This is a genomic window from Rufibacter glacialis, assembly GCF_008271745.1.
Classification (GTDB): Bacteria; Bacteroidota; Bacteroidia; order Cytophagales; family Hymenobacteraceae; genus Nibribacter; species Nibribacter glacialis.
The window spans coordinates 387,112-412,454 of sequence record NZ_VKKZ01000022.1 but is presented as its reverse complement, the minus strand read 5'-3'; the positions used below and the strand labels follow the sequence as shown (position 1 = coordinate 412,454).

General features: G+C 53.0%; 13 protein-coding genes. 6 read left to right on the top strand and 7 right to left on the bottom strand.

Going from position 1 to position 25,343, the window contains the following annotated elements; all coding sequences use genetic code 11:
- Positions 1-106 precede the first annotated feature (106 nt).
- From uxuA to FOE74_RS15425, 3 genes are all read right to left on the bottom strand, one after another.
- Positions 107-1,279, bottom strand: coding sequence for a mannonate dehydratase (gene uxuA, locus FOE74_RS15435; RefSeq protein ID WP_149099521.1), 1,173 nt, complete (start codon positions 1,277-1,279; stop codon positions 107-109).
- A 362-nt stretch (positions 1,280-1,641) separates the two neighbouring features.
- Positions 1,642-3,600 carry a RagB/SusD family nutrient uptake outer membrane protein gene (locus FOE74_RS15430; RefSeq protein ID WP_149099520.1) on the bottom strand — a complete coding sequence of 653 codons (1,959 nt, stop codon included), beginning with the start codon at positions 3,598-3,600 and terminating at the stop codon, positions 1,642-1,644.
- Positions 3,601-3,610: 10 nt separating this feature from the next.
- Positions 3,611-6,733: a SusC/RagA family TonB-linked outer membrane protein gene (locus FOE74_RS15425; protein WP_149099519.1), complete on the bottom strand. Its 3,123-nt coding sequence runs from the start codon at positions 6,731-6,733 to the stop codon at positions 3,611-3,613.
- Positions 6,734-7,413: 680 nt separating this feature from the next.
- Between FOE74_RS15425 and FOE74_RS15420 the strand changes: the two genes are divergently transcribed.
- From FOE74_RS15420 to FOE74_RS15405, 4 genes are all read left to right on the top strand, one after another.
- Positions 7,414-8,469 (top strand): LacI family DNA-binding transcriptional regulator, encoded by a 1,056-nt coding sequence (locus tag FOE74_RS15420; protein ID WP_149099518.1) that lies wholly within the window; start codon positions 7,414-7,416, stop codon positions 8,467-8,469.
- A 156-nt stretch (positions 8,470-8,625) separates the two neighbouring features.
- On the top strand, positions 8,626-10,791 hold the full coding sequence (locus FOE74_RS15415) for an alpha-glucuronidase family glycosyl hydrolase (RefSeq protein ID WP_149099517.1): 2,166 nt from the start codon (positions 8,626-8,628) through the stop codon (positions 10,789-10,791).
- A gap of 10 nt (positions 10,792-10,801) precedes the next feature.
- Positions 10,802-11,569 carry an SDR family NAD(P)-dependent oxidoreductase gene (locus FOE74_RS15410; RefSeq protein WP_149099516.1) on the top strand — a complete coding sequence of 256 codons (768 nt, stop codon included), beginning with the start codon at positions 10,802-10,804 and terminating at the stop codon, positions 11,567-11,569.
- 160 nt (positions 11,570-11,729) lie between these two features.
- Positions 11,730-12,857 carry an endo-1,4-beta-xylanase gene (locus tag FOE74_RS15405; protein ID WP_149099515.1) on the top strand — a complete coding sequence of 376 codons (1,128 nt, stop codon included), beginning with the start codon at positions 11,730-11,732 and terminating at the stop codon, positions 12,855-12,857.
- A gap of 300 nt (positions 12,858-13,157) precedes the next feature.
- On the opposite strand, the gene FOE74_RS15400 is transcribed toward FOE74_RS15405, so the two are convergent.
- On the bottom strand, positions 13,158-14,009 hold the full coding sequence (locus FOE74_RS15400) for an aminotransferase class IV (protein ID WP_149099514.1): 852 nt from the start codon (positions 14,007-14,009) through the stop codon (positions 13,158-13,160).
- Positions 13,993-15,138: a DmpA family aminopeptidase gene (locus FOE74_RS15395; RefSeq protein WP_149099513.1), complete on the bottom strand. Its 1,146-nt coding sequence runs from the start codon at positions 15,136-15,138 to the stop codon at positions 13,993-13,995. Before FOE74_RS15395 ends, FOE74_RS15400 begins: the two co-directional genes overlap by 17 nt.
- 164 nt (positions 15,139-15,302) lie before the next feature.
- Here FOE74_RS15395 and FOE74_RS15390 point away from each other — a divergent pair, with 164 nt between their 5' ends.
- Positions 15,303-16,943: an amidase gene (locus tag FOE74_RS15390; RefSeq protein ID WP_149099512.1), complete on the top strand. Its 1,641-nt coding sequence runs from the start codon at positions 15,303-15,305 to the stop codon at positions 16,941-16,943.
- 716 nt (positions 16,944-17,659) lie between these two features.
- On the opposite strand, the gene FOE74_RS15385 is transcribed toward FOE74_RS15390, so the two are convergent.
- Positions 17,660-18,973 carry a PepSY-associated TM helix domain-containing protein gene (locus tag FOE74_RS15385; protein WP_149099511.1) on the bottom strand — a complete coding sequence of 438 codons (1,314 nt, stop codon included), beginning with the start codon at positions 18,971-18,973 and terminating at the stop codon, positions 17,660-17,662.
- A 91-nt stretch (positions 18,974-19,064) separates the two neighbouring features.
- Positions 19,065-21,512 (bottom strand): TonB-dependent receptor, encoded by a 2,448-nt coding sequence (locus FOE74_RS15380; protein ID WP_149099510.1) that lies wholly within the window; start codon positions 21,510-21,512, stop codon positions 19,065-19,067.
- Positions 21,513-22,118: 606 nt separating this feature from the next.
- On the opposite strand from FOE74_RS15380, the gene FOE74_RS15375 reads away from it, so the two are divergent.
- Complete coding sequence (locus tag FOE74_RS15375; RefSeq protein WP_149099509.1) at positions 22,119-25,343, top strand: S41 family peptidase; 3,225 nt, start codon at positions 22,119-22,121, stop codon at positions 25,341-25,343.

Genomic DNA, 25,343 nt, shown 5'->3' with positions numbered 1-25,343 from the left:
GAGGTGCTTTCAGGCTCCCCTTTCCTGCCCAGTGGCCATCTGTTAATAGCCTGATTTTCAAAAAACACGTAAAATTCAGGCAGGTTGGGGCGGATTCTGCGATTGTTTAAGGGGCAGGGTATAAGGTGCGCTCAATGCCCATTTCCAGGCCTCTCAGCTCCGCTAAACCCCGCAGGCGACCAATGGCCGAATACCCAGGGTTGGTCACCTTGTGCAGGTCATCCAGCATCTGGTGCCCGTGGTCGGGCCGGAAGGGAATGGGTTCTGGCCGGGTTTGGTTGATTCTGACCAACTCCCGCATCACCCCATACATGTCCACGTCGCCGGCCAGGTGGTCAGATTCATAGAAGTTGCCCTGGTGGTTTTTCAACACATTGCGCAGGTGCGCGAAGTACACCCGCTCCCCTACCGCTTTCAGGATTTCAACGGGGTTGTTATGGCCGCCAGCCCCTAAGGAACCCGTGCAGAAACAGATGCCGTTGGGTGCGCGGTCTACCCTTTTCAGGATGAAGAGCAGGTCTTCTTTGTTAGACGCAATGCGGGGCAGGCCTAAAATGGGGTACGGGGGGTCATCTGGATGGATGGTCATTTTCAGGCCGTTTTCCTCACAAACGCCCATAATCGACTCAAGGAAATAAGCCAGGTTCTCCCGCAGGCCGGCGTGGCCAATCTCTTTGTAGATGCTGATGCTCTGGGTGAGGTGCTCCAGGGTGATGAATCCTTCCATGGGTACGCCCATCCGGATGATCTCGCTCAGCTGCTCCAGTTTTTCCTGGGAATACGTCTTACTTCTTTCCTGGGCCAGTTGCACCACGGGTGGGGCATAGTCCTGGGCTGCGCCTTCCCTTTTCAGGATAAAGAGATCAAAGACCGCCAAGTCTGCCCAGTCAAAGTACAGGGCTTTGGCCCCGTTCTTCAGTTCATAGGCCAGGTTGGTTCTGGTCCAGTCCAGCACGGGCATGAAATTGTAGCAGATGATGTGCAGGCCACAGGCTGCCAGGTTGCGGAGCGATTGGCGGTAGTTTTCTAAAAACAGCTCACAATCTGCGGCCCGGGTTTTGATGGACTCGTGCACCGGTACGCTTTCTACCACAGCCCAGGTAAGCCCGGCTTCCTCAATAATGCGCTTGCGCTCCTGGATTTCGGCCAAGGGCCACATTTCCCCGTGCGGGATATGGTGTAAAGCACTTACAATACCCGTGGCACCGGCCTGTTTCACATCTTGCAGGGTAACGGGGTCATTGGGGCCGTACCATCTCCAACTTTGCAGTAATGACATGTTCTAACGTTTAATTTTTTATTGATTACCCGAAGAAAAACCCAGCAGACTTTTCAGAAAGCCTCTCCTTCCCCTCGTCAGTGGGTACCTTCCTTATGTATGGGCAAGACAGAGAAATCCCTTCTAAGACGGGCCTTTCTCCAGAAAGACAAAAACGGCAAGCTCTGTTTCCAAACTTGCCGCTCCGCCCTTCCATTATATTTCAGGAAACTTCTTCTTCCAAGCTGTTTCCGGCCCTTGCCCATCTTCATAAGGCAGGCTGCTTTTCTTGTGATTTACTTAAAGTACCACGGAAGCCCTGTACCTTAAAAAAAGCCTCCTGCCTGTCTGCCGCAAAGGACAAGCAGGCAGGAGGTAGAGGTTTAGTTATAGCCTGGGTTCTGATAGTTGGATTTTTCTGCGGCGGTCATGTTCATGGCGTCTAACTGGCTTTGCGGAATAGGGCGCAGGTAGTGTTCCGGTTTAATGGTACGAGTGACTGTTACAGGGGTATGGTTTCCGTAGGTACTTCCGGCAATGCGGTAGGTGGTGGCGAGTTCATTCCACTTTTGCGTGCGTACCAAATCAAACCAACGGTACCCTTCGCCATAGAACTCACGCGAACGTTCTGCCAGAATGTAGTTGATGTCAATGGTGGCCGGGGTAGCCGCTACCATAGCAGCGCTATTGTCGGCTACTTTAGCCATATTCCCGTTGTTGTCAAAACGCCACTTACCGGCCCTGGCCCGGAGCACGTTGATCAGGTCTCTGGCGGATTTACCGGCCTGGGTAGTGGCCCCCTTCACGGCAGCCTCGGCGGCGATGAAGTACAGTTCAGAGAATTTGGCAATGTTGAACGGACGGGTGCTGCCCGCGTTCGGCTGCCCTAATCCGGTGCCATTGTCGGTTCGGTAGGTACCAAGTTTCCAAAGCTTAGGATACACGATCCGGCTTATGCCATTGGGCGATATCACATAATCCGCTCTTCCGGGTACCTCTCCAGCTCCAATGTTGCTTCTACCTGCCCCAGACGGGTAAGCAATAGCAGTAGCTGGTTCTTCATTCAGGAAAGTCAAGACTGGTTCACCCGGCCGTACTGGCAAAAGGTTGGCGTTATACAGCACCGGGGCTACGGTACCGCCAGCTTTTGGCCAGTTGGCCCGGTAAACGGTGGTAAAGGTTCCGTCGTAACGGGAATCATTTGTTTTGTCGGCGAATGTGTTCTGGATCACGTTGATGGTGGGCGCCATACGGGTCCAGGGACGTCCTAAATCTTGAGAAGCTTCCCGTTGGACAGAGCTAAAAGGTCCCGTCCCGTTGGCGTTGGTATAGCTCCTGATGTTGGTATAGTTCCAGGTCATCATCCAGCCCGCAAAGTTATCCGGGGCACCGCCACTCCCGAAGGTAAGGCTACCTCCATTGTAAAACTCGCTTTTCTCGGTATGGTCCGCGTACAAAAGAATCTCCGAGTTTCTGTCGTTTGAGCCCACGTTCACATCATAGTAAGTAGGTTGCAACCCAAAAGGACCTGGATTGTTGATAGCCGTGACTGCTATATCATAGGCTTGTTGGAAATACCACTGCGCATCCTTTCCGTTAGGGTCTGTGCGCGGAGTGGCAGGATAAGTAGGGATATTGTTCGGGTTTTGGAGCCACCAACCGTAAGTCAGGTAAGCTTTTGCCAAATAAAGACGGGCCAGTGTTTTAGTAGCACCACCAGTTACACGGCCTCTTTCTGGCAAGTCGGTGATGGCCTGCAGGAGATCCGGGAAGATGGCTTTGGTATATACCTCTGGTACCGTGTTACGCACAGAGGTTCTCGCTGGATTGGGGTTATACTTCAATTCCCCATTGCCTAGATCCAGAGGCACTCCCCCAAACGTTTGCACCAGTTGAAAATAATCAAAGGCGCGGAAGAATCTGGCTTCAGCAATAAGCGCTGGCGAAATAGTGCCCATGGTGGTGGCATTCTCAATGACCCCGCTGGCGGTGTTGATGTTAGGGAAGGCAGCTCCCCACAGAACATCGGCCCGGCTGTTGGTAGAAGTCAGGGCCCCTTGGTTAGAAAGGTCCATGACTCTAAAGTTCTCGTCGGCATCACTGGCATAGGTCACTTCATCAGTACCGGTCAGGGTTGCGTTGTAATAGTAGGCTTGCCCGTAAATGTAACGCAAGTGAGCATACATAGAGGTAATTCCGCCGTTGATACCCCTTTCCGTTTGGAAAAATCCGGGGGTATAAAGGCTACGTGGCTCCTCTTCCAGAATATCTGAGCACCCCACTGAAAACATGGAGATCACGGCTGCTCCTACAAAGGCTTTTATATTAAGATATCGTTTCATTGAATTCTTTTTAGAAAGTAACATTTAAACCAACCAGGAAACCGCGTGTGGCAGGTGAGTTTGTACCTAAAGTCAACAAACGTCTCAGGTTATCAGACAAGGGCACTGCCGCATTCTCATTACCGAAGGAGTTGGTTTCAGGGTCCATGCCTGATTCTTTGTTATAAGGCGAGAAAAACACGAATGGGTTCTGGGCCGTGGCGTACACCCGCAGTCTATCAAAACCAGCCCCTTTCAACCAGTTGTTGTTATCAAAGTTATACCCCAGGGAAATAGTGCGTATTTTCAGATAAGAGGCATCAAAGTACCCCAAGGTACTGCCGTAGTTAGGGTTATCGCCGCTTCTTTTCCCGGCAGGGTTAGGATATTTGGCATCGGTATTTTCTGGCGTCCAGTAGTCTACCTTTACGTTCCCCCGGCGGCCGGTCATCATATTGAGGTACCCAGACGACCCATACAGCGTGCTATTGAGAAGACCACCGCCCTGGAAGGCCCCCACTGCGCTTAAGTCAAACCCTTTGAAAGAAACCCGGGTATTGAAGCCTCCCTGGAAATCAGGATTCACGTCCATGATCTGGCGATCGTCAGGCCCTATTCTTCTAACAGGGGTTCCATCAGGATTGAACCCGCCGGTATATTTCACCTTGATGGTACCTACTATCTGGTCATCTGTTCCTGGTTCCAGAATATTTCTATAGGGGTCTTCGGCTTGCCATAGGCCTACTTTCTCGTAGTCATAGATCACATTGATCGGATGGCCCACAAACCACCAGTTCCCTTCATCGCGCTGTTGGCCGCCGGCCAGGGCTACCAGTTTGTTGCGGTTGGCATACATGTTGAAGCCAGCTTCCCAGGTCCAGCCGTTCAGGTTGTCCAGGATCACGCCATTAAGGGAGAGTTCCACCCCCTTGTTCTGGGTTTTGCCAATGTTGGCTACGTAGCTCCCCACCCCTGTGGTAGCCGGCAGACCTACTCTCAATAAGATATCATTGGTTTTGGTGACATAGTACTCCACCGTTCCGGAAAGACGGTTATTTAAAAGAGCGAAGTCTAACCCGTAATTGAAGGTTTCAGAGAATTCCCATCCTAGGTTAGGGTTGGGCAGTTCGGTTATAAACAGCCCGGTTTGGTAGTTATCAGGACCAAAGTTATAAGGTCTGGTGCTCAGGCGACCAAGGGTAGCGTAGGGATCAATGGACTGGTTGGAGGTTTTCCCATAACCCGCCCGGAGTTTCATCATGTTCACCAGGCTCACCCCTTCCATAAAGGACTCGCGGGCAATGTTCCAACCAACTGAAATGGCCGGGTAGGTATGCCATTTGTGTCCTGGAGCCAGTCTGGAAGAACCGTCTGACCGTACAGTGGCCGTCAACATGTAGCGGTCATCATAGGAGTACATCACGCGGCCCATCCAGGACATCAATCCACTCTTCCAGTATTGCTGGTCACCAGGGGCTACAGTGATTTCACCGGCAGCCAAACCCAGGTTGTAGAACTGGAAAGCATCAGAAGGAATATCTCTGGCCGCCATGCGTGATCTGTTGAATTTGCTTTCTGAGGCAGAGTATAAACCAACCACGTTAATCATGTGCTTCTCAGCAATGGTGCGGTCATAGGTCAACAGGTTTTCAATGGTCCAGTCAGTGGTATGGGAGTTACTAACCGAAGCAGTGGAGGGAGTGGTGGCAGTGGAACTGCCAATGCCCTGGGCAGTATAGGCCCCACCGTTGCTCTGACGGTAATTAATGCCAAGGTTGGCACGATACTTTAAACCTTCTATGCCAGGGATTTGGATCTCCCCATACATGGTGTTGTAGGTTCCGAACGCTCTGGTTTCGCTTAACCAGCTGTCACTTAAATCTTCTACAATGTCTCTTGAAAACACCCATTGCTCATCAAGTGGCATCTTCACGGTTCTTTTCCAGGTGCCGTCTGCCTTATAGGGATTGGCAATAGGCGACATGCTCAAAATGCCGTAAAGACCTACGTTTGAACCTTCAGAAACACTATAGGTATTATAAGTGGTGAAGCCCAACCGGAGGTATTTCCCTACCCCCTGGTCAAGGGAACCACGAACCGAATAACGGGTGTATTGTTGGGTGGGGATTACCCCTTTCTCATTGTAGTACCCGGCATTGAAATTATAGCTCCCTTTTTCAGTACCTCCGGCTACACCCAGATCATGACTGTTGACCATGCCTTTTTTGTACAGCAGGTCTTGCCAATCCGTGTCCACATCATCCGCTTCATCCACGGCGTTGTTGTAAATACGGGCCGCCTTGCGAAGGGCAACAAACTCAGCACCGTTCATCATAGGGTATTTGGCAAAAACATCTTTTATGCCTACAAAGCTGTTGTAGCTCAGTTTGGCTTCCTGCCCTTGTCTTCCCCGGTTGGTGGTGACCAAAATCACGCCGTTGGCACCGCGTGAACCGTAAATGGCGGTGGCAGAGGCATCTTTCAAGATATCAATACTGGTAATATCATTTGGGTTGATGTCCCCGATTGAACCGGCGAAAGGAATTCCGTCTAGTACCACCAATGGGTCATTGCTGGCATTGAGGGAACGTGCCCCCCGGATTCTGATTTGCATGGTAGCACCCGGCTGAGAGGAGGATTGCGAGAACTCCACGCCTGGCAAACGCCCCTGCAGAGCCTGGGAAATATTGGCCGCAGGTACCTCCCGCAGTTCCTCTCCTTTGATGGAAGCAACCGAACCGGTAACTGCCTCGGCGCTCTGGGTACCATACCCCACCACTACTACCTCTTCAATGGTCTGCTGGTCGGTGGGTAGGGTGACATTCACCGTACTTCTGTTGTTGATGGCTACCTCTTGGGTGACATATCCAATGAAAGAGTAGACCAGGGTACCGGTGCCGTTAGGGACTGTGATGGAGTAATTTCCTTCTACATCAGTAGGTGCGGCGGTGGTGGTTCCTTTGAGAAGCACGGTTACCCCGGGCAAGCCTCCTCCTGAGGAATCAGTGACTCTCCCTTTTACAGTAAGGCTCTGCGCCATGGCTTGTACACCCATCAGCAGAGAGACCACCAGCAACATAGCTAGTTTCAAGATTTCTGGCTTCCGGAGAAGCGAAATCAGTGATCTTGGATTTTGGGTACTGTTACCTTTCATACATAAGTTTGTTAAGTTGGTAGAGGTAAGCGGTTATAAGCAATAGGTGTGTTAGAAGCAGGTCCCCTGCCAAGCACCACGATCAAAGAATTCAGCGGGGCTTTTCTCTGGGTCTTCCCTGGACCTCAAGATTCAGGGTACTTTCCAGAAGGAACACTTAAAGGAAGCTTCCCCAAGAAAAACCCTCCTATCTTAGAAAGAGCCTTGGCTTGAATCTTCTTCACAAGGCAGAAGAACCTCCCTCCTACTTTAGGCTGCCAGAAGGATTATGGAAGTGTCTTCCTTTTCGTCTTCCGATGCTCTATAAGGAGGAACTGATTGGTTTCCCTTCCTGCCTTTACAAACTTGGATATTATTTTCAAATATTACAACCGATTTCATAAGTTATTTCAAAAAAATACCATCATAATGAGCAAGTATTTTTGAAAAATTTGAATCAAACTACCCTCAACTAAGTTGTATAACTTTGAAAAACCACACCAGTTCTACCCAAAACATGGCGTTAAACCTATTTATGTCATGATTTACCAGGACTTCATCCTATTTCAAGTCAGAATTCGCTACATTTGAATATACCTTGGCACCAAATCAAGGAAAGGGCTTGGAAGGCCTGAAATGCATAAAACGCTATTATTATTGAAACCGATTTCATACATTTGTTTCCAAACGATTTTTGCCGCATGGAGAAAGACATCACCATATATGATATTGCAAGGGAGTTGAACCTGTCGCCTACCACGGTAAGCCGGGCTTTGAATGACCATCCTGCCGTAAACCAGAAGACAAAACAAAGGATCTCTGAGGCGGCCGCCCGCATGGGCTACCGTTCCAACCTGTTCGCCAGCAACTTAAGAAAGCAACATACCAATACCATCGGGGTGATTGTCCCCCGCCTCAATAGCCCTTTCATGTCCTCGGTGCTGTCTGGCATGGAGAAAGTAGCCAACGACGCGGGCTACAACCTCATCATCAGCCAGTCCCTGGAGACCCTGCAGAAGGAGATCGCCAACGCCAAAACCATGTTCAACAGCCGGGTAGACGGCGTGCTGGTGTCCTTGTCGTATGAAACCGAGAATCTGGACCACTTCCAGAGTATCATCAACAAAGGCATTCCCGTGATTTTCTATGACCGGGTGGCCGAGCACCCAAGCTGCACCAGCATTGTGATAGACAACCTGCAGGCCGCTTACCAGGCCACCTCGCACCTGATTGAGCAAGGCTGCACCAACATCGTCCATATTACCGGTAACCTGAACAGGAACGTGTACTCAGACCGACTCAAAGGCTATAAATATGCCTTGGTGGACCATGACCTGCCGTATGATGACCGTAACATCATGATCAACAACCTGAGTGAGGAGGCGGGCGAGGAGGCGGCCAGAAAGATCCTGGCCATGAATCCTATGCCAGATGGCGTGTTCGTGTCAAATGACACTTGTGCGGTAAGCTGTCTTAAAACCCTGAAACAAGCGGGTGTCTCAGTGCCTAAAGACATTGCTATAGCAGGTTTCAACAATGACGCCATCTCCCGGGTGGTGGAACCCAACCTGACCACGGTCAATTACCCCGGCCAGGAAATGGGCGAGGTAGCCGTAAGGGTACTGCTCATGCAGATGTCCGGCACCGTGGAAGGGATTCCCAGCAACACCATCAACCTTAGATCCGAGTTGATCATCCGGGAATCCTCGGTGCGAAGCAAGGTAGGCAACACCAAAAAGAAAGCAGTGCTTTCCTAAGCCAAGAGCAATTGTGCCAGGGCGCCCAGTGGGTACTTACTTCTTTTTAGTGCTAAGAAAACCCTTCAGCAGAGTCGTTTAGGGCTTGTTTCAGCCAAAAGAGGCCTTAAACAGCTTTTAGGTTCTTTCAACATCAGACACCATTCGCCTATTCATATGAGCAAGACCCACCTCTTCCGTTTCGCTTTTTTGCTGTTTCTGTTCTTTTGCCAGGGAAACGCCCAAGCCGAAGATGGCTACCGGCTATGGCAACGGTATGATCTGGTGCAGGACAAAGAACGGCTGCAACAGTACAGGAAAAGCCTGGGACAGGTGGTGGTGCAGGGCGCCTCCCCTACCCTCACGGTGGTGAAAGAGGAATTAGAGATGGCTCTGACCGGGTTGCTGGGTTCTAAGGTGGCCGTTTCAGGCGCGGTTTCGAAAAAAGCTGCCTTAGTGGCGGGCACGCCGGCTACCTCTTCCCTCGTCAAAGACCTCTCTCTGGAACCTCAGTTAAAGGAAGTGGGACAAGAGGGTTTCCTGCTTCTTTCGCAAAAACACAAGGGAAAAAGCTATACCGTTATTGCGGCCAACACCGAAAAAGGGGTGCTGTACGGCACCTTCCATCTCCTCCGGCTGCTGAAGACCCAACAGGACATCCAAAACCTGAAGGTTAGCAACAGCCCCAAAACCAAGCTCCGCATCCTGAACCACTGGGACAACCTGGACCGCACCGTGGAGCGCGGGTACGCCGGCTTTTCCATCTGGGACTGGCACAAACTCCCTGACTACATAGACCAGCGCTACTTAGACTATGCCCGCGCCAATGCCTCCATTGGGATCAACGGCACGGTATTGACCAACGTGAACGCCAACTCCCTCGTGCTTACGCCTGAGTACCTGAAAAAGGTCAAGGCTCTGGCAGACGTTTTCCGGCCCTATGGCATCAAAGTCTACCTGACGGCCCGTTTCAGTTCCCCCATTGAATTAGGCAAACTCAAAACCGCTGATCCCCTGAACCCCGAGGTAAAGGAGTGGTGGAAAAACAAAGTAAACGAGATTTACACCTACGTGCCTGATTTTGGCGGTTTTACGGTAAAGGCGAACTCTGAAGGGCAACCGGGCCCACAGAATTACAACCGGTCCCACGCTGACGGGGCCAACATGCTGGCCGAGGTGTTGGCGCCCAAAGGTGGCATTGTGATGTGGCGGGCCTTCGTCTATGACAACAACGTACCGGATGACCGGCACAAACAAGCCTATACCGAGTTCAAACCGCTGGACGGCACCTTCAAGGGAAATGTGATGGTGCAGGTGAAAAACGGGGCCATTGACTTCCAGCCCCGCGAGCCGTTTCACCCCTTATTTGGCGCCATGCCCAAGACGCCGCTCATGATGGAGTTCCAGATCACGCAGGAATACCTGGGGCAGGGCACCCACCTGGCCTATCTGGCCCCTATGTTCAAAGAAACCCTGGAAGCAGACACCTACGCCAAAGGAAAAGGCTCTACCGTAGCCAAGGTGGTGGACGGCAGCCTGGACCGCCACCCCATTTCCGGCATGGCCGGCGTGGCCAACATTGGCAATGACATCAATTGGACCAGCCACCCGTTTGGGCAAGCCAACTGGTATGCCTTCGGGCGGTTGGCCTGGGATTATGACCTTACCTCAGAAGCCATCGCCGACGAGTGGATCAAGATGACCTTCTCCAGCTCACCTTCCTTGGTACCCGCCGTTAGGAAAATGATGATGGGTTCCCGCGAAGCGGTGGTGAACTACATGACCCCCATGGGGCTGCACCACCTCATGGGCTGGAGCCACCATTACGGTCCGGGTCCCTGGATCAAAGACAAACCCCGGGCAGACTGGACCTCCGTATACTACCACCGCGCCACCGAGAAAGGGATAGGTTTTGACCGCACCAAAACCGGCAGTAACGCTTTGTCGCAGTACGCACCCGAGGTGCAGGCCCAGTGGCAAAACCCGGCTACCTGCCCAGAAGAGTTCCTGCTTTGGTTCCACCACGTAGCTTGGGACGCTAAAACCAAATCTGGCCGCACCCTTTGGGACGAGCTCTGCTACCGCTACTCCGGGGGCGTGGACTCGGTGCGCACCATGCAGAAAACCTGGGATTCCCTGGCGGGTCAGGTGGACAAGGAACGGCACCACCAAGTGAAGCAATACCTGGCCATCCAGGAGAAAGATGCCCGCTGGTGGCGAGACGCCTGCCTGCTGTACTTCCAGACGTTTTCCAAAAGACCCATTCCCCAAGAACTGGAGAAGCCGCAGGGCACTTTAGAGGAGTATATGAAAATAGAGCCCAAATTCTCCCCGGGCATTTAACCCAGACACCATGCAAAACATAACCCCATCTCCGCTTCCAACTACCAGAACTGCCATTGTCACCGGGGGCGCCTCAGGAATAGGCTTGGCAATTGTGGAGAAATTCATCCAGGAAAACATCAAAACCATTGTCATTGGCCGGGATGAACAGAAACTACAGGCAACCAGGGAGCGTTTTGGTCCGCTCTGCATCACCGAAGCCTTTGACTTGAACCATCTGGCCGGGATTCCGGCTCTGGTGGAACGGCTGGCGCAGGAGCACGGCCAACTGGACATTCTGGTGAACAACGCCGGTGTGAACATGAAAAAACCTCTGGTGGAGGTGACAGACGAGGATTTCCAGCGCATTCTGCTCACCAACGTGAGCGCTGTCTTCTCTCTGAGCCGCGAAGTGGTCAAGGTGATGCTTCCCTACGGCGAAGGCGCCATTGTGAACATCAGTTCCATGGCCTCCCAGTACGGCATCCCGAAGGTGATTGCCTACACCGCCTCCAAATCTGCCATTGAGGGCATGACCCGGGCCATGGCCACTGAACTGTCGCCGCTGGGCCTCCGGATCAATTGCGTGGCCCCGGGTTTCATCGCCACCGCCATGTCGGCGAAAGCCATGGACAGTGACCCTGAACGCAAAAACAAAGCCTTGGGCCGCACGCCCATGGGCAAATTCGGGACGCCGGCAGATGTGGCTGACTCCGTGTACTTCTTCGCCACCGAAGGCGCCCGCTATGTAACCGGCACCGTGTTACCCGTAGACGGCGGAAACTCCATCGGGTTCTAAGGCAGGATGACCCGGGCATCCCTTATTTTGAGGCTTTTTTCTGAAAATGGGCAGAAAACCAAACCTGAGGCATTTTTAACAGAAGGATAACATTGGACTACTTCCTGGGTCACCCTTCTGACTTTATTCAATGATCATATAGCTGAAAACGTATTATTCCATGAGAAAAAGTAGAATTTTGTTAGCAGCCAGCGTGGCCCTTGCCTCTCTGGCCTGCGTGTCCAGCCAGACCCGCCGGGCAGAACCTTCGCTCAAGACCGTCTTCAAAGACGCGTTCTACGTGGGCGCGGCCCTCAACTACCAACAGGCATCGGGCAAAGACCCCAAGGCCGAGGCTATCATTGCCCAGCACTTCAATACCATCACCCCAGAGAACCTGCTCAAGTGGGGCAACGTGCACCCGCAGCCAGACAAATACAACTTCAAACCCGCCGATGATTACGTGGCGCTGGGCAAGAAACACAAGCAGTTCATCATTGGGCACACCCTGGTGTGGCACCAACAAACCCCAGACTGGGTTTTTGAAAGCCAACCCGGCCAACCGGTCACCAAAGACAAACTGCTCAAGCGCATGGAAGAACACATCATGACGGTGGCAGGCAGGTACAAAGGCCAGATCAACGGCTGGGACGTGGTAAACGAGGCCCTGAACGATGACGGAACTCTCCGCAAAAGCAAATGGCACCAGATCACCGGTGAAGAGTATTTGGCCAAAGCCTTTGAAACTGCCCGCAAAGCAGACCCCAAAGCAGAGCTGTACTACAATGACTACAACATGTGGAAGCCGGCCAAAGCCGATGGAGCCGTAAAGCTGGTCAAAAGCCTGCAAGCCAAGGGACTTAAAGTAGACGGCATCGGTATGCAGGGGCACTATGGCCTGGAGCACCCTTCCATCCAGCAGATTGAGGAAAGCATTGTGAAATTCTCGGCTTTGGGCAAGGTAATGATCACCGAACTGGACATTGACGTGCTGCCCAACCCCAGCAACCGCCAGGGCGCCGACATTGACGCTACCTTTGAGTTTGACCAGAAATACAACATATACACCACCGGCTTGCCCAATGAGGTGCAGCAGAAACTGACCAAGCGTTACGCTGAGATCTTCGCCCTGTTCCACAAGCACCGCGACAAGATTAGCCGGGTAACGTTCTGGGGCGTGACTGACGCGGACTCCTGGCTGAACAACTGGCCCATCAAAGGCCGCACCAGCTACCCCTTGATCTTCGACCGCAACTACCAGCCCAAGCCCGCTCTGCAGGCCATTGTGCAAGCGGTACAGAAGAAATAACGCAGTCTCAAAGCAGAAAGGCCCTTCTATTCAAAATGCCCCTTGGTTTAGAGGCTGTTTTTCTGAAAACAGCCTCTAAACCAAGGGGCATTTTGGGACTTCGTCAAATTAGTAGATTCTCCCCTTGAGGATTGCCCAAACGAGAGTTTAAGGCAGCGAGCGCAGCTCTAAAGAGGAGTGTTTATGAGGCGTTTCTGGTTCTCCTTTGGGCATTCAATCAGGTAGGTTCTTTAACTTAGAGTTCATATGCTTTTCTAAATAGAGCTCACTAAAAGTGGGCTGCAGGAAATTCTCCTCAGGCTACAAAGCCCTGATCTGCGCTTCTTCCAAAGCGATCAGGTCCTGGAGCAAGTCAAGCGAAACGGTGCCGGGCTTTCCGTTGCCTACTGATTTGCCGTCTACCTCCACAATGGGCAGAATGCGTTTGGTGGTGCTGGTCATGAACGCCTCTTTTGCCTGGGCGATATCCTCCAGGGTTATGGTGCCTTCCTCTACCTTATATTTCTTTCTGGCCAGTTCCAGCACGTTTTTGCGGGTGACTCCGTGCAGGATTTCCCGGGCGGGGGTAACCAAGGTGCCGTCTTCCTTCACCAGAAAGAAATTGCTGCGCGGAAACTCAGACACCACGCCGTTCTGGTGATACAGGACATCATCTGCCCCTTTTGCTTTGATCTGCTGAATCAACCGGATGCCCACCGTGTAGTTGATGGTCTTGGCGGCTGCCAACTCGCGCACATAGTCATGGGTGATCACTTTGATACCCGTGGCCAGCTGGGCTTCTGAGGGCATGGTGAGCGGCTGCTGGAGGATGATCAGGTTGGGCGGGCCGGGGTCATACCCGTTCGCCGAGTAGCCGCCCGTTAAAATCATTTTCACCCCGGAATCAATAAGCCCGTTCATTTGGATCAATTGGGTAAGGGTAGCCGTCAATTCTTCCTCAGAGAGGGGCACCTGCAAGCCCATGAGCAAGGCCGAGGCATAGAACCGGTTCAGATACTCTTCCAGGAAAAGAGGTTGGCCGTTTAGGGTTTTGAAGAAGTCGAAGATTCCGTACCCGCGTTGGATAGACAGGTCGCTGACGTGCAAATAGGCGCTTTCAAGGGGCAAAATCTCCTCGTGCAGGTAGGCGTACAGTTTATGGGTTGAGGACATGGTGTTTCTTTAAGAGGTCTATGGTTTTATCAAGGGGCAAAGCTTCTACCTTGGTTTTATCTTTGCCGATGGTGGTCTCAGCTTTAAACAACGAGTTGAGAATGGCTTCCTCAGTAGCTTCTATGGCGCCCATGAACAAGGAAGACATCTCGTCGTTGCGCAGCAGGGTCATGGTCTGGGTTTTATCCTTGGTTTCATACGGAACGCGCAGGCCCGGGTGCGTGGAAAAGGCGATCACATAATCGCCGCTGCCGTTGGAGGCAAGGCCACCGGTTTTCCCCAGGCCTAGCATGGCGCGGCTGGCCAGGCGCTCCAGGTTACGGGCATCCAGGGGCGCATCGGTAGCCACCACGATCATGCAGGAGCCGTCGGCTTTTTCCAGGATCTGCTGCCGGAAAGAGAAACGCCCCAGTTCCTGCCCTACCGGCACCCCGGCAATTTGCAACACCCCCCCAAAATTGGATTGCACCAGCACCCCTACCGTGTAGCCGCCCAGATTGGCAGGTAGTTTACGGGACGAGGTACCAATGCCGCCTTTGTACCCAAAGCAGATGGTTCCAGTGCCCGCGCCCACATTGCCTTCTGCCACGGGTCCGGCCGCTGCTTTTCTGATCGCTTCCAGCACGTGTTTCTCCGTGACATGCCGCCCTCTGATGTCGTTCAGGCCGCCGTCATTCGTTTCCCCTACCAGCGCGTTCACCGACTGCACCTTTTCATTGCCCGGTTGTTGCAGCGTGTGCGTGATCACGGCGTGCATGGCGGTGGCCACGCTCAAAGTATTGGTTAAGATGATGGGCGTCTCCAGGTTGCCTAGTTCCTGCACCTGCGTACTGCCGGCCAACTTCCCGAACCCGTTGCCCACGTACACGGCCGCCGGCACTTTCTCCTGGAACAAGTTCCCGGCGTGCGGAAGAATGGCGGTGACCCCGGTGCGTACCTGCTGGCCTTGTTGGAGTGTCACCTGCCCCACCAGCACCCCGGCCACGTCTGTGATCGCGTTTTCTTTGCCGGTAGGCAGCACGCCAATCTTGGCTCCGTATTCACGAAGCCGTTTCCGTTCCTGGGCACTGGCCGGGCTTGTAGATACCATGAGCATCATCAGAAGTAGAAGTAGCGGGAACTGTTTCATACGCAAGGGACCGTTAGCCCGGTAAATCTATTGTTTCTCCGGGAAAAAACTCCTCTTCTGGGGCCTTCGCCCATCAAAAAGCACTTTAATTTACCGTACAAACACCGGCAGAAAGCATTTCATTTATGCCCTGTTTGAAGTATCTTTCTACAAAATCCAAACGAATGAACAGACGGAATTTCATAAGAACCGGCTCTTTGGCCGGCATAACTTTTTCAGCCTTGGGAATAGGCGCCTGCGCCACCTCCTCCACCGGAAATGAGGTCAAAGCAGAATCCGCCTCTGCTGCGGAAACCGGCCCGGAAACCTTTTCGCTCAATGAGGCCACCATCCCTGACCTGCAACGCAGAATGCAGCGCGGTGAACTTACTTCCAAGGCTATCACGCAACTGTACCTGGACCGCATTAAAGCGGTAGACCAAAATGGCCCCAAAACGAAATCGGTCATTGAAGTCAACCCAGACGCCCTGCAGATTGCCGAGGCCATGGACCAGGAACGCAAGGCAGGCAAGGTACGCGGCCCGTTACACGGTATTCCGGTCATGGTAAAAGACAACGTAGACACCCATGACAAAATGAGCACTTCGGCGGGGGCTTTGGCCTTAGCCGATAACAAAGCCGCCAAAGATGCCTTCATTGTAAGTCAATTACGGGCCGCAGGTGCCGTCTTGATCGGGAAAACCAACCTGAGCGAATGGGCCAATTTCCGGTCTACGGAGTCTTCCAGCGGCTGGAGCGGCCGGGGCGGGCAAACCAAAAACGCCTACGTGCTGGACCGCACGCCCTGCGGGTCTAGTTCTGGGTCAGGCGTGGCCGTTTCTGCCAACCTCTGCGCCGTGGCCGTAGGCACCGAAACCAACGGGTCTATTGTCTGCCCTTCGGCAGTAAGTGGCGTGGTGGGCTTCAAACCTACCGTGGGCTTGGTAAGCAGAACCGGTATTATTCCTATCTCCCACACCCAGGATACCGCTGGTCCCATTGCCCGCACCGTCACCGATGCGGCCATTCTGCTGGGCGTACTGGCAGGCGTTGATGCCCAGGATGCTGTCACTAAGGAAAGCACCGGCAAAGCACACAAAGACTACACCCGCTTCCTGGATGCCAATGCGCTGCAGGGCAAACGGATTGGGGTGGAGAAATCCTTTCTGAAAGGCCACGTGGCCATTGACGCCCTGTTGCAGCAGGCCTTAGAACAATTGAAGAGCAAAGGTGCCACCATTGTGGAAGTGGAGGTCATGAAAAAGATCAGGGAAGTCTCGGGCTCCAGTTTCAAGGTTCTCCAGTATGAATTCAAAGACGGGGTGAACAAGTACCTGGCCACCGCCAATGCCCAGGTTAAATCCTTGAAGGACGTGATTGAATGGAACAAGCAGCACGAGGCCACCTCCATGCCTTTCTTCAAGCAGGAAATCCTGGAAATGTCTGAAAAACTGGGCGACCTGAACACGAAGGAATACCAGGAGGCGGTGAAGAAACAGGTATCCGGTTCCCAGGCCGCCATTGACCAGATCATGAAAGAGCACAACCTGGATGCCATCTCTGGCCCTACTTACGGTCCGTCCTGGTGCATTGACCTGGTGAACGGCGATTCCTTTACCGGTTACGGACTTTCTACCCCGGCGGCTATCTCTGGCTACCCGCACATCACGGTTCCCCTGGGCCAGGTGCAAGGCTTGCCGGTAGGCATCTCCTTCTTCGGCGGCGCGTATTCTGAGCCTCAGCTGCTGGGCATGGCCTTCGCCTACGAGCAAGTCTCCAAAAACCGGAAAGCCCCGCAGTTCCTGAAAACCACTATTCCGTCTTAGGAAGCTGTTTAGGGCTTGTTTTAGGAATAACTGCTCCTAAACCCAGTGGTTAACCTTGCATCAAGGTTAGCCATTGGTCTCCCCTATTATGTCATCCTGAAAGGATCTTGGTAGCGAACGGCAAGAACGGTTCAAAAGAGCCTTTCTAGTTCGCCCACAAGATCCTTTCAGGATGACAAAGAAAAAAGGCATGGTTATTTTAGTTCCAGTACCAAACCAAAGAAAAAAGGCTTGAACCATTGGTTTAAGCCCTATTTCTTACGACGTTAGATGAACCTTTCCGACCCCCGCTTTCTTTGCCCTTGTTGGTGTTCTCACCAACAAGCAGAATAGCCCCTCCTTTGGGTTTGTTGGTGAAAACACCAACAAAGGCGGCTTAAACTCAATGGCAATTTTACATCGAGGGAGCTAATTGGTCTCTCCTATTTTGTCATCTTGAAAGGATATAGGTAGCGGACGGCAAGGACAATTCTGGAACACCTTTCTAGTTCGCCCATATGATCCTTTCAGGGTGACAATGAAAAGTAGGTTATTTTTGTCCTTATACTTAGTTAGTTTTCCTTGTACCTAGAATAGAAAAAGGGCTTAAACCAATGGTTTAAGCCCTTTTTCATGCGACGTTAGATGACCTTTACCGGCACCCGCTTTTCATTAGGCAGTCGGTGGGGTTTTTGGGGCCGTTTTCTGAAAACAGCCCCAAAATTGCTGCTGCTTGGCTATACCTGGGAAACAGCGGGTGACGTGACAGCAGGCCGGGTAGGCACCTGTTGCTGTTTGGATTTCTTTTTGAGCTTGTTCCACCAGATCAGGGTTCCGGTGATAGGCAGACTGGTGGCAATGAGGCAGCAGATAAAATAAATGATCTTGGAGAAAGTCCCGAAGATATCACCAAGGTGCAAGGCTTTGACAGAGGCGGCTACTTTCTCGTTCCACTTCTTGTCGGCGAATTTCTCCACCTTCAGGGGCTGGCCGGTGTATTGGTCTAACTGCACCTTGTCGGCTGCTGACAGCGCGAAGAAGCCGCTCTGGGTTTTGCTCAGCACCACGGCAGCGGCAGAATCGGCGGGCAAGGTGATGCGGTAGTTGCCCTCATAGGGCAAGAGGCCGTTGGTGGTTTGGATCAATTGAGACAACCCCGGTTTCTGGTTGGAAATGGCAGCCAGATCTGAGGTCATTGGTTTTTCAGAGCGCTGCTTGAAGATCTGGTCTCCCAGTACGGCGCTGGCTCCTTGGCGGTACCAGTCAAAAGACCAGCATAGTCCTGTCAAGGCCATGATCAACAAAAGAAACGAGGAATAGAACCCAAGGGAGTTGTGCAAGTCATGGTTGATGCGTTTCCAGTTGCCGCTGGTTTTCACCTTGAGTCCCTGCTTCCAGTTCTTCAGCTTCTTGGGGAACCAGATCACCAGTCCGGTCAAGATGATGAACACGAAAATAATGGTAGAGGCGCCTACAATGATTTTACCGGGGTTCAGCTCCCCTGATTCACGCTTCACCAGCAAGGTCCGGTGCAGGCCTTCCACGGCCTCAAAAAAGCCATGGGCGGGGCCTTCAGTGGTTCCTTTTACTTCGCCGGTATATTGGTTCACCAGGTAAGTGGTGCCTCGTCCGCCGCCAGGGCCGCCCTTGCCCCCTTTACCGCCTTTCCCGGCAACAGGACCAGCAGCTTCGGCTTTAGGGCCTTCCCCGGTTTTGGCTTTGGCTCCTTCGGGTTTACCGCCTTTGCCCCCCTCTCCTTTTTTAAGGGTAAGCCGGTAGGGTTTGGCCGGGTCTTGCGGAATCTGGAGCGCGGTTACTTTGCCTTTCTGGGCGGCCTGCAATTGGCCTATGAGCACATCCGGCGAGAGGGCTACGGCGTTGGCCGGCACCTCCACCTTGTATTTTTCCGGCTCCAGCATTTCCTCTATCTCTGTGTGGAAGGTGAAGATGGTGCCGGTAAGGCAAACCACAAACAGCACCAGACCGCTGGCCAGCCCCAGCCACAGGTGGATGTCATTGAATAATTTTCGCCAGGTGAACCCCTTTTTCATGTGTTTTGCGGTTAGTTTTTAATTTTTGGCAGAAAAGCTGCCGGTCCCCAAGCACCGGCAGCCGTTACGCTTTGTTTTTCTTCGTCCTTACTTAAAAACGGTAGGTTACCGTACCGGAGAAGTTTCTGGGTTGAATGCGGTCAATAAAGCTGGTGCGGTAGGCATCATACCCCACGGCGTCTGTGATGTTGTTGAACAGAACCCGCACGCCCCAATGCTGGGCAAAGTCATAGCCTAGCTGCGCATTCAAGGTAGTATAGGCTTTGTTGTACCAGGGCTTTTTACTGGTGTCTACGCCGTGGGTGAGGTAGCCCACCTGCGTCCAGTCATTGTAAGGGCGCTCGCCCAGGTGGTACACGCCCAAACCTACGTTCACTCCTCTCAAGGCACCGGAATTCACCCGATAGTTGGCCCAGGCGTTGTAAGTGTGTTTGGGGGTGTTATTGGGGGCTGAGCCCTCCACATTCACCAGAGTGTTCTGGAACCGGGCATCAATGTAAGAATAGCCCAGGATCATCTCCAGGTTCTCCAGCAAGCGGCCGGTCAATTCCACCTCGGCGCCTTTGCGCACATCATCTCCGGCCTGGCGAAAGACGGTTCTTCCGTTCACCAGGACAGGCTGGTTGTCGGCCCCGTACAGTTGCTGGATAATGTTTTTCTCCTCAATGTGGTACAGGGTCAGGTTGAAGCGCAGGCGTTGGTTCAGCCATTCAGACTTCAGACCCGTCTCCCACTGGTCAATGGTAGAATTCCCGAAGGTATTGCCCGCTTCATCCAGTTGAGTGGTGCTTTCCGGGGAAGTGCTGTTGGTATAAGAGCCAAATACGTTCAAGCCGGGTTTCACCGTGAACATCACTCCTGCCAAAGGGTTCCAGTAACTGGCCCGGCTAATTAGGGCCGAAGTGGGCGTGCTGCTTTGGTTCGTGCTGTACCTGATGCCTCCAAATACTTTCATCCAATTAGCCACATGGATCACATTCTGCGCCGTCACCCCCATTCTGGTATCATTGCTCTGAGTGCCGCCGGTTGAGGTAAAATTGGGGATACCAGCCGGCAGTTCATTGGAGATGGTGGCAGGGTCCAGGATATTGATCTGACCGGGAATGGCGATAGAGTTGAAGGTAGGCTGATATAGATCCGTCGTCCGGAAATCAACGCCTACCTGGAACGTGTGCCGCACCGGGCCTGTCACTACCTCGTCGCCCACCAAATCCAGTTGAATGACTTTGTTTTTGTCTACGCGGGTCTGGTTATGCCCGATGGACCGTCTGAAGAAGGTAAGGCGATCTGTGTTCACGCCATCAACTTTGGGTAGCGCCGTCAAGGTGGTTCTGATGGCATCCTGGTCGTAGTCAGACTGGAAATAGGCACCCCGCACGTAGAGTTTGTTGTTCTCATCCAGGTATCGCTTGAAGCGGGCGGCGTAGGTGGTGTGCTTCACCATCTGGATGTCTGACTTGAACCCCAGGTTCAGGTCATGGGGGATGTCAAAGATCTGGTTCGCCACATTGCCCACCGACATGTTCACCGTACCCGCATCAATGGATTGGTTGTCATTGAGGTAATCCATCTCCAGGGTGAAGGTGGTTTTAGCATTCGGCCGCCACTCCAGAGAGGGATTGATGTAGAACGACTCGTTCATCATGTGTGCCCGGTACTTGCCGCCGGTTTCATAGGCCCCGTTCAGCCGGAAAGCCACCGTGCCGGTTTCATTCAGGACATTCTGCACATCAAAGGTTGGCCGTACCAAACCGAAGCTGCCCACGCGCATAGACACGTTGCCGGAATTTTCAAACTTAGGCGTTTTGGTCACCACGTTCACAATCCCGCCCGGGCCGCCTAAATCGGTGGCGGCACCCATGGTCACGGCACTGGAGCCTTTTAAGACCTGGATGCTTTCCACGCCCTGCATATCAGAGACAAAGCCCATACCTCTGAAGTCTGACTGCACGCGCACGCCGTTCTTAAGGGTAGGGATTCCTCTGAATCCGCGCGAAGAAATGCTTTCCCGCACCCCGCCATAGGTGGCATAGGTGTACACGCCTGGCACGTTGCGGGCCGCATCCATTACCGTCAAGGCCCCTTGCTGCTCTATCAGGCGGTCAGAGATAACTGAAATGGACTGGATCTGGTCAATGGGTTTCAAGGGAAGGCGGGTGATGGCATCTAACTTGTCTGGCTGCCGCTGCCGTTCGCCAAAGACCTCTACCTGCTTAATTTCATTCGTAACAGGCTTCAGGGCGAAGGATAATTCCAGTTCCTGGTTTCCCTGCAGTTGGAACTTCTGGTCTATCGTCTGAAACCCAATCATAGATACTCTAATCTGGTATGGACCCTCTGCCAAGGGTTTGATCTCAAAAGATCCGTTTTCGGTGGTAGAGGTGCCGTAGGCGGTTCCTACCAAGGCAACAGTAGCGTAGGCAACGGGAGCTCCGTTTTCCTGGGTGATGGTTCCTTTTATGAGGGATGTATGGCGTTGGGCGAAAACAATCTGGGTAAAGAGTAAGAGAAAGCTATAAAGGGTAATATTTTTAAGCATGACAGAGGGATTGGTTAATCAAAGGCGCTTTCCCAACTTATCAGGTGCTTTCCTTTTTATGCGACAGGGCGCCTCACTCGTCAGCCAGCGCCACCGCTATTTAGATTTCTTCTAAACAGCAGCAAACTAACTATCTATTTAGATCAAGTCCAAATAATGAAGGAAAGTTTTTAAGGCCGAACGGAACTTATTTGAGAAGGCGACAACATCGCTTTGTTTTCGCACAGACTTACTGGGTACTCTGACATTCCACTGCTGTTTCGCAAATGGCCTTGTCCCACCTTTTACATTTCGGGGCTATTTTGAGAAACACGATTAGAAATATGTAATAGAGATAGGCATTGGTTACTACCCTATGCTAACTTAGGTAAGTAGCAGGAAGATTCTGCCCCATTTTTAGGAAAGGGGTCTAAAACGACCTTACTGTTCCTGCTCCTTCCAAAGCGCTTCAAGACTGGTTGATCTTCCTCCTGATCTATTTGCCTTCTTCCTTCCTCTATTCTTTTTCGTTTCCCGGCTCCTTTTCTTTAAAGAAGTCCAAACCGCCCGCCATCGTTTTCAAATCCCCTTGCCTCTCCGTAACTTACTGCGTCATTTCATGATTCTATGTTAAGGAAACTGTTTTTTGCCGGGGCATTAGTGGCTGGCTCTCTTGGGGCGGCCAATGCCCAGAACGCGCCATCGTGGCTGCGCTATTCTTCTATTTCGCCCGACGGGCAAACCATTGTCTTCACCTACAAAGGCGACTTGTTCCGGGTACCGGCCAGCGGTGGCACGGCTATTCCGCTCACGGCGCACGAGGCCCATGATTTCATGCCCGTTTGGAGCAAAGACGGCAAAACCATTGTGTTTGCCTCTGACCGGTACGGCAACTTTGATTTGTTCCAGATGCCTGCCACCGGCGGCGAGGCCCAGCGCATGACCTTCCACTCGTCCAACGAGTACCCCTATGAGATCAGCCCCGACAACAAGACGGTCTACTTCGGGTCTACCCGGCTAGACATGGCCTCTAACCGCCAATTCCCCACCTTTGCGCAGCCCGAGCTGTACAAGGTAGCTTTGGCCGGCGGACGGGTGCAGCAAGTGCTGACCACTCCGGCAGAGGAAGTAAAACTGAGCAAAGACGGCCAGGTGATCCTGTACCAGGATAAAAAAGGCGGCGAGAACCAGTGGCGGAAACACCACGTGTCTTCGGTGGCCCGGGACCTGTGGCGCTATGACACCAAAACCGGCCAACACACCAAACTCACCACCTACGCCGGCGAAGACCGTACCCCGGTTTTTGCCAACAATGACAAAACCATCTATTATTTAAGCGAGGAGAGCGGCTCGTTCAACGTACACCGCATGGCCGCTGACAAACCCGGCCCTTCCACCCAACTCACCAAGTTCACCAAACACCCAGTCCGCTTTCTGACCGCGGCCAACAACGGGGTCTTGTGTTTCGGATTTGACGGGGACGTGTACACCATGCAGCCGAACGGCACGCCGCAGAAGGTGAACATCGTGCTGGCCACCGAGGGCAGGACCAACAACGAGCGCATCGTGCCCGTGGCTGGTGCGGGCGTGCAGGATTTGGCGGTTTCGCCTAACGGCAAGGAAATCGCTTTTATTTACCGCGGTGAGGTGTTTGTTTCTGCCGTGGAAGGCACCGCTACCAAGCGCATCACCAACACGCCAGAGCAGGAACGCAGCGTGAGCTTCTCGCCAGACGGCAAGACCCTGCTCTACTCCAGTGAGCGCGGCAAAGGCTGGAAAATCTACCAGACCCAGATGGAGCGGGAAGGCGAACCTTATTTCTATGCCTCCACCCTGCTCAAAGAAACCGCCCTCATTGACAATGACAAAGAGAACTACCAACCCCAGTTCTCGCCTGACGGCAAAGAGGTTGGCTTTGTGGAAGACCGCATGACGTTGAAGGTGTACAACCTCAAAGACAAGAAGGTGCGCACCCTGCTCACCACCAATGAACTGTTCTCCATGCGCGACAATGACCTGTACTTCACCTGGAGCCCAGACAGCAAGTGGATCTCGTTTGAGTTCTCGGAGCCCGGCTACTGGAACGGCGAGGTGGGCATCATCTCTGCTGACGGAAAAGGAAAGAAAATCAACCTCACCGAGAGCGGCTACCAGGATTCTGAGCCGCAATGGATGCTGAACGGCAAGATGCTCATCTGGCAAAGCACCCGCGAAGGCATGCGCTCCCAGGCCAACAGCGGGGGGGCCCAGTCAGATGTATTCGCCATGTTCCTGACGCAGGATGCCTATGACAAATTCAGGCTGAGCAAAGAAGACTATGCCCTGATCAAAGAGCAGGAAGAGAAAGCCGCCAAAGAAAAGGAGAAAGACAAGAAGAAGAAAAAAGAAGACGAGGCACTCCCCATTGACTGGGAAGGCCTGAAAACCCGCAAGGCACGCCTTACCCTGCATTCCTCTAACCTGGCCGATGCGCTGGTGTCTAAAGACGGCGAGACGCTTTATTACCTGGCCCGCTTTGAGAAAGGCTTCAACCTCTGGAGCACGAATTTGCGCACCAAGGAAACTAAGATGGCCGTGACCCTCAACGCCAACCGTGCCTCCATGGAGTGGGACAAAGACCTGAAGAACATCTTCCTGCTCGCCGATGGCCGGGTGATTAAATTAGACCCCGCCGCCAACAAGCAGGAGAACGTGGCCATCAGCGGCGACATGAACCTGAACGTGGCCGCAGAACGCGCCTTTATGCTAGAGCACGTGTGGCGCCGCACCCAGAAGACCTTCTACACCGCCGGCTTCCACGGCGCCAAGTGGGAGGAACTGAAGCCCGACTACGAGAAGTACCTGCCCCACATCAGCAACAACTATGAATTCACTGAGCTGCTGAGCGAGTTGCTGGGCGAATTGAACGTGTCGCACTCCGGGGCTAGCTTCTCCAATGTGCCGGCAAACGCCGATGCCACGGCTTCCTTAGGTGTTTTCTACGACCAGAACTTTACCGGCAACGGCCTCAAGATAGACGAAGTTCTCCTGGAAGGTCCGCTCCAGAAAGCTGGCCTGGACGTGACGGCGGGCATGATCATTGAGAAAATCGATGGCGAAACCTTAACTCCCGAGAAAGACTACGCGCAGTTCATGAACCGGAAAGCCGGCAAGAATGTGCTACTCACCGTTTTCGACCCTAAATTCAAAAAACGCCGCGAAATCACCGTGAAGCCTATTTCGGCGGGCGAAGAGAATGCGCTTCTTTACAAGCGTTGGGTGCGCCGCAACGCCGAGGAAGTAGACCGCCTCAGCAACGGGCAACTGGGCTACGTGCATATTCCCAACATGAGCGACCCCAGCTACCGCACCGTCTATGAGGAAGTAATGGGTAAATATGCGAACCGGAAAGGCATGGTAGTGGATTCGCGCAACAACGCCGGGGGTGACCTGGTAGCGGATCTGGCCATGTTCCTGAGTGGCAAAATGTTCCTGAGCTACACCACCGACAACCGGTCGGTGGGCATGGAACCGTCTTTCCGCTGGAACAAGCCTTCCATTGCCCTGGCCAACGAAGCCAACTATTCAGACGGCCACTGCTTCGCGTTCAGCTACCAAGACCTGAAACTGGGTAAATTGGTGGGTATGCCGGTGCCGGGCACCTGTACCTTCGCCGGCTGGGAAAGCCTCCAAGACAACAGCATTAGATGGGGCGTGCCGCCGCTGGGCGTGAAAGACGTGCAGAACCGCTACCTGGAGAACCTTCAGACCGAACCAGACGTGAAAGTGATGAACGAGTACCACCTGGTCAGCAAAGGCAAAGACCAACAACTGGAAGTAGCCGTGCAAGAGCTTCTGAAGGAAATAAAGTAA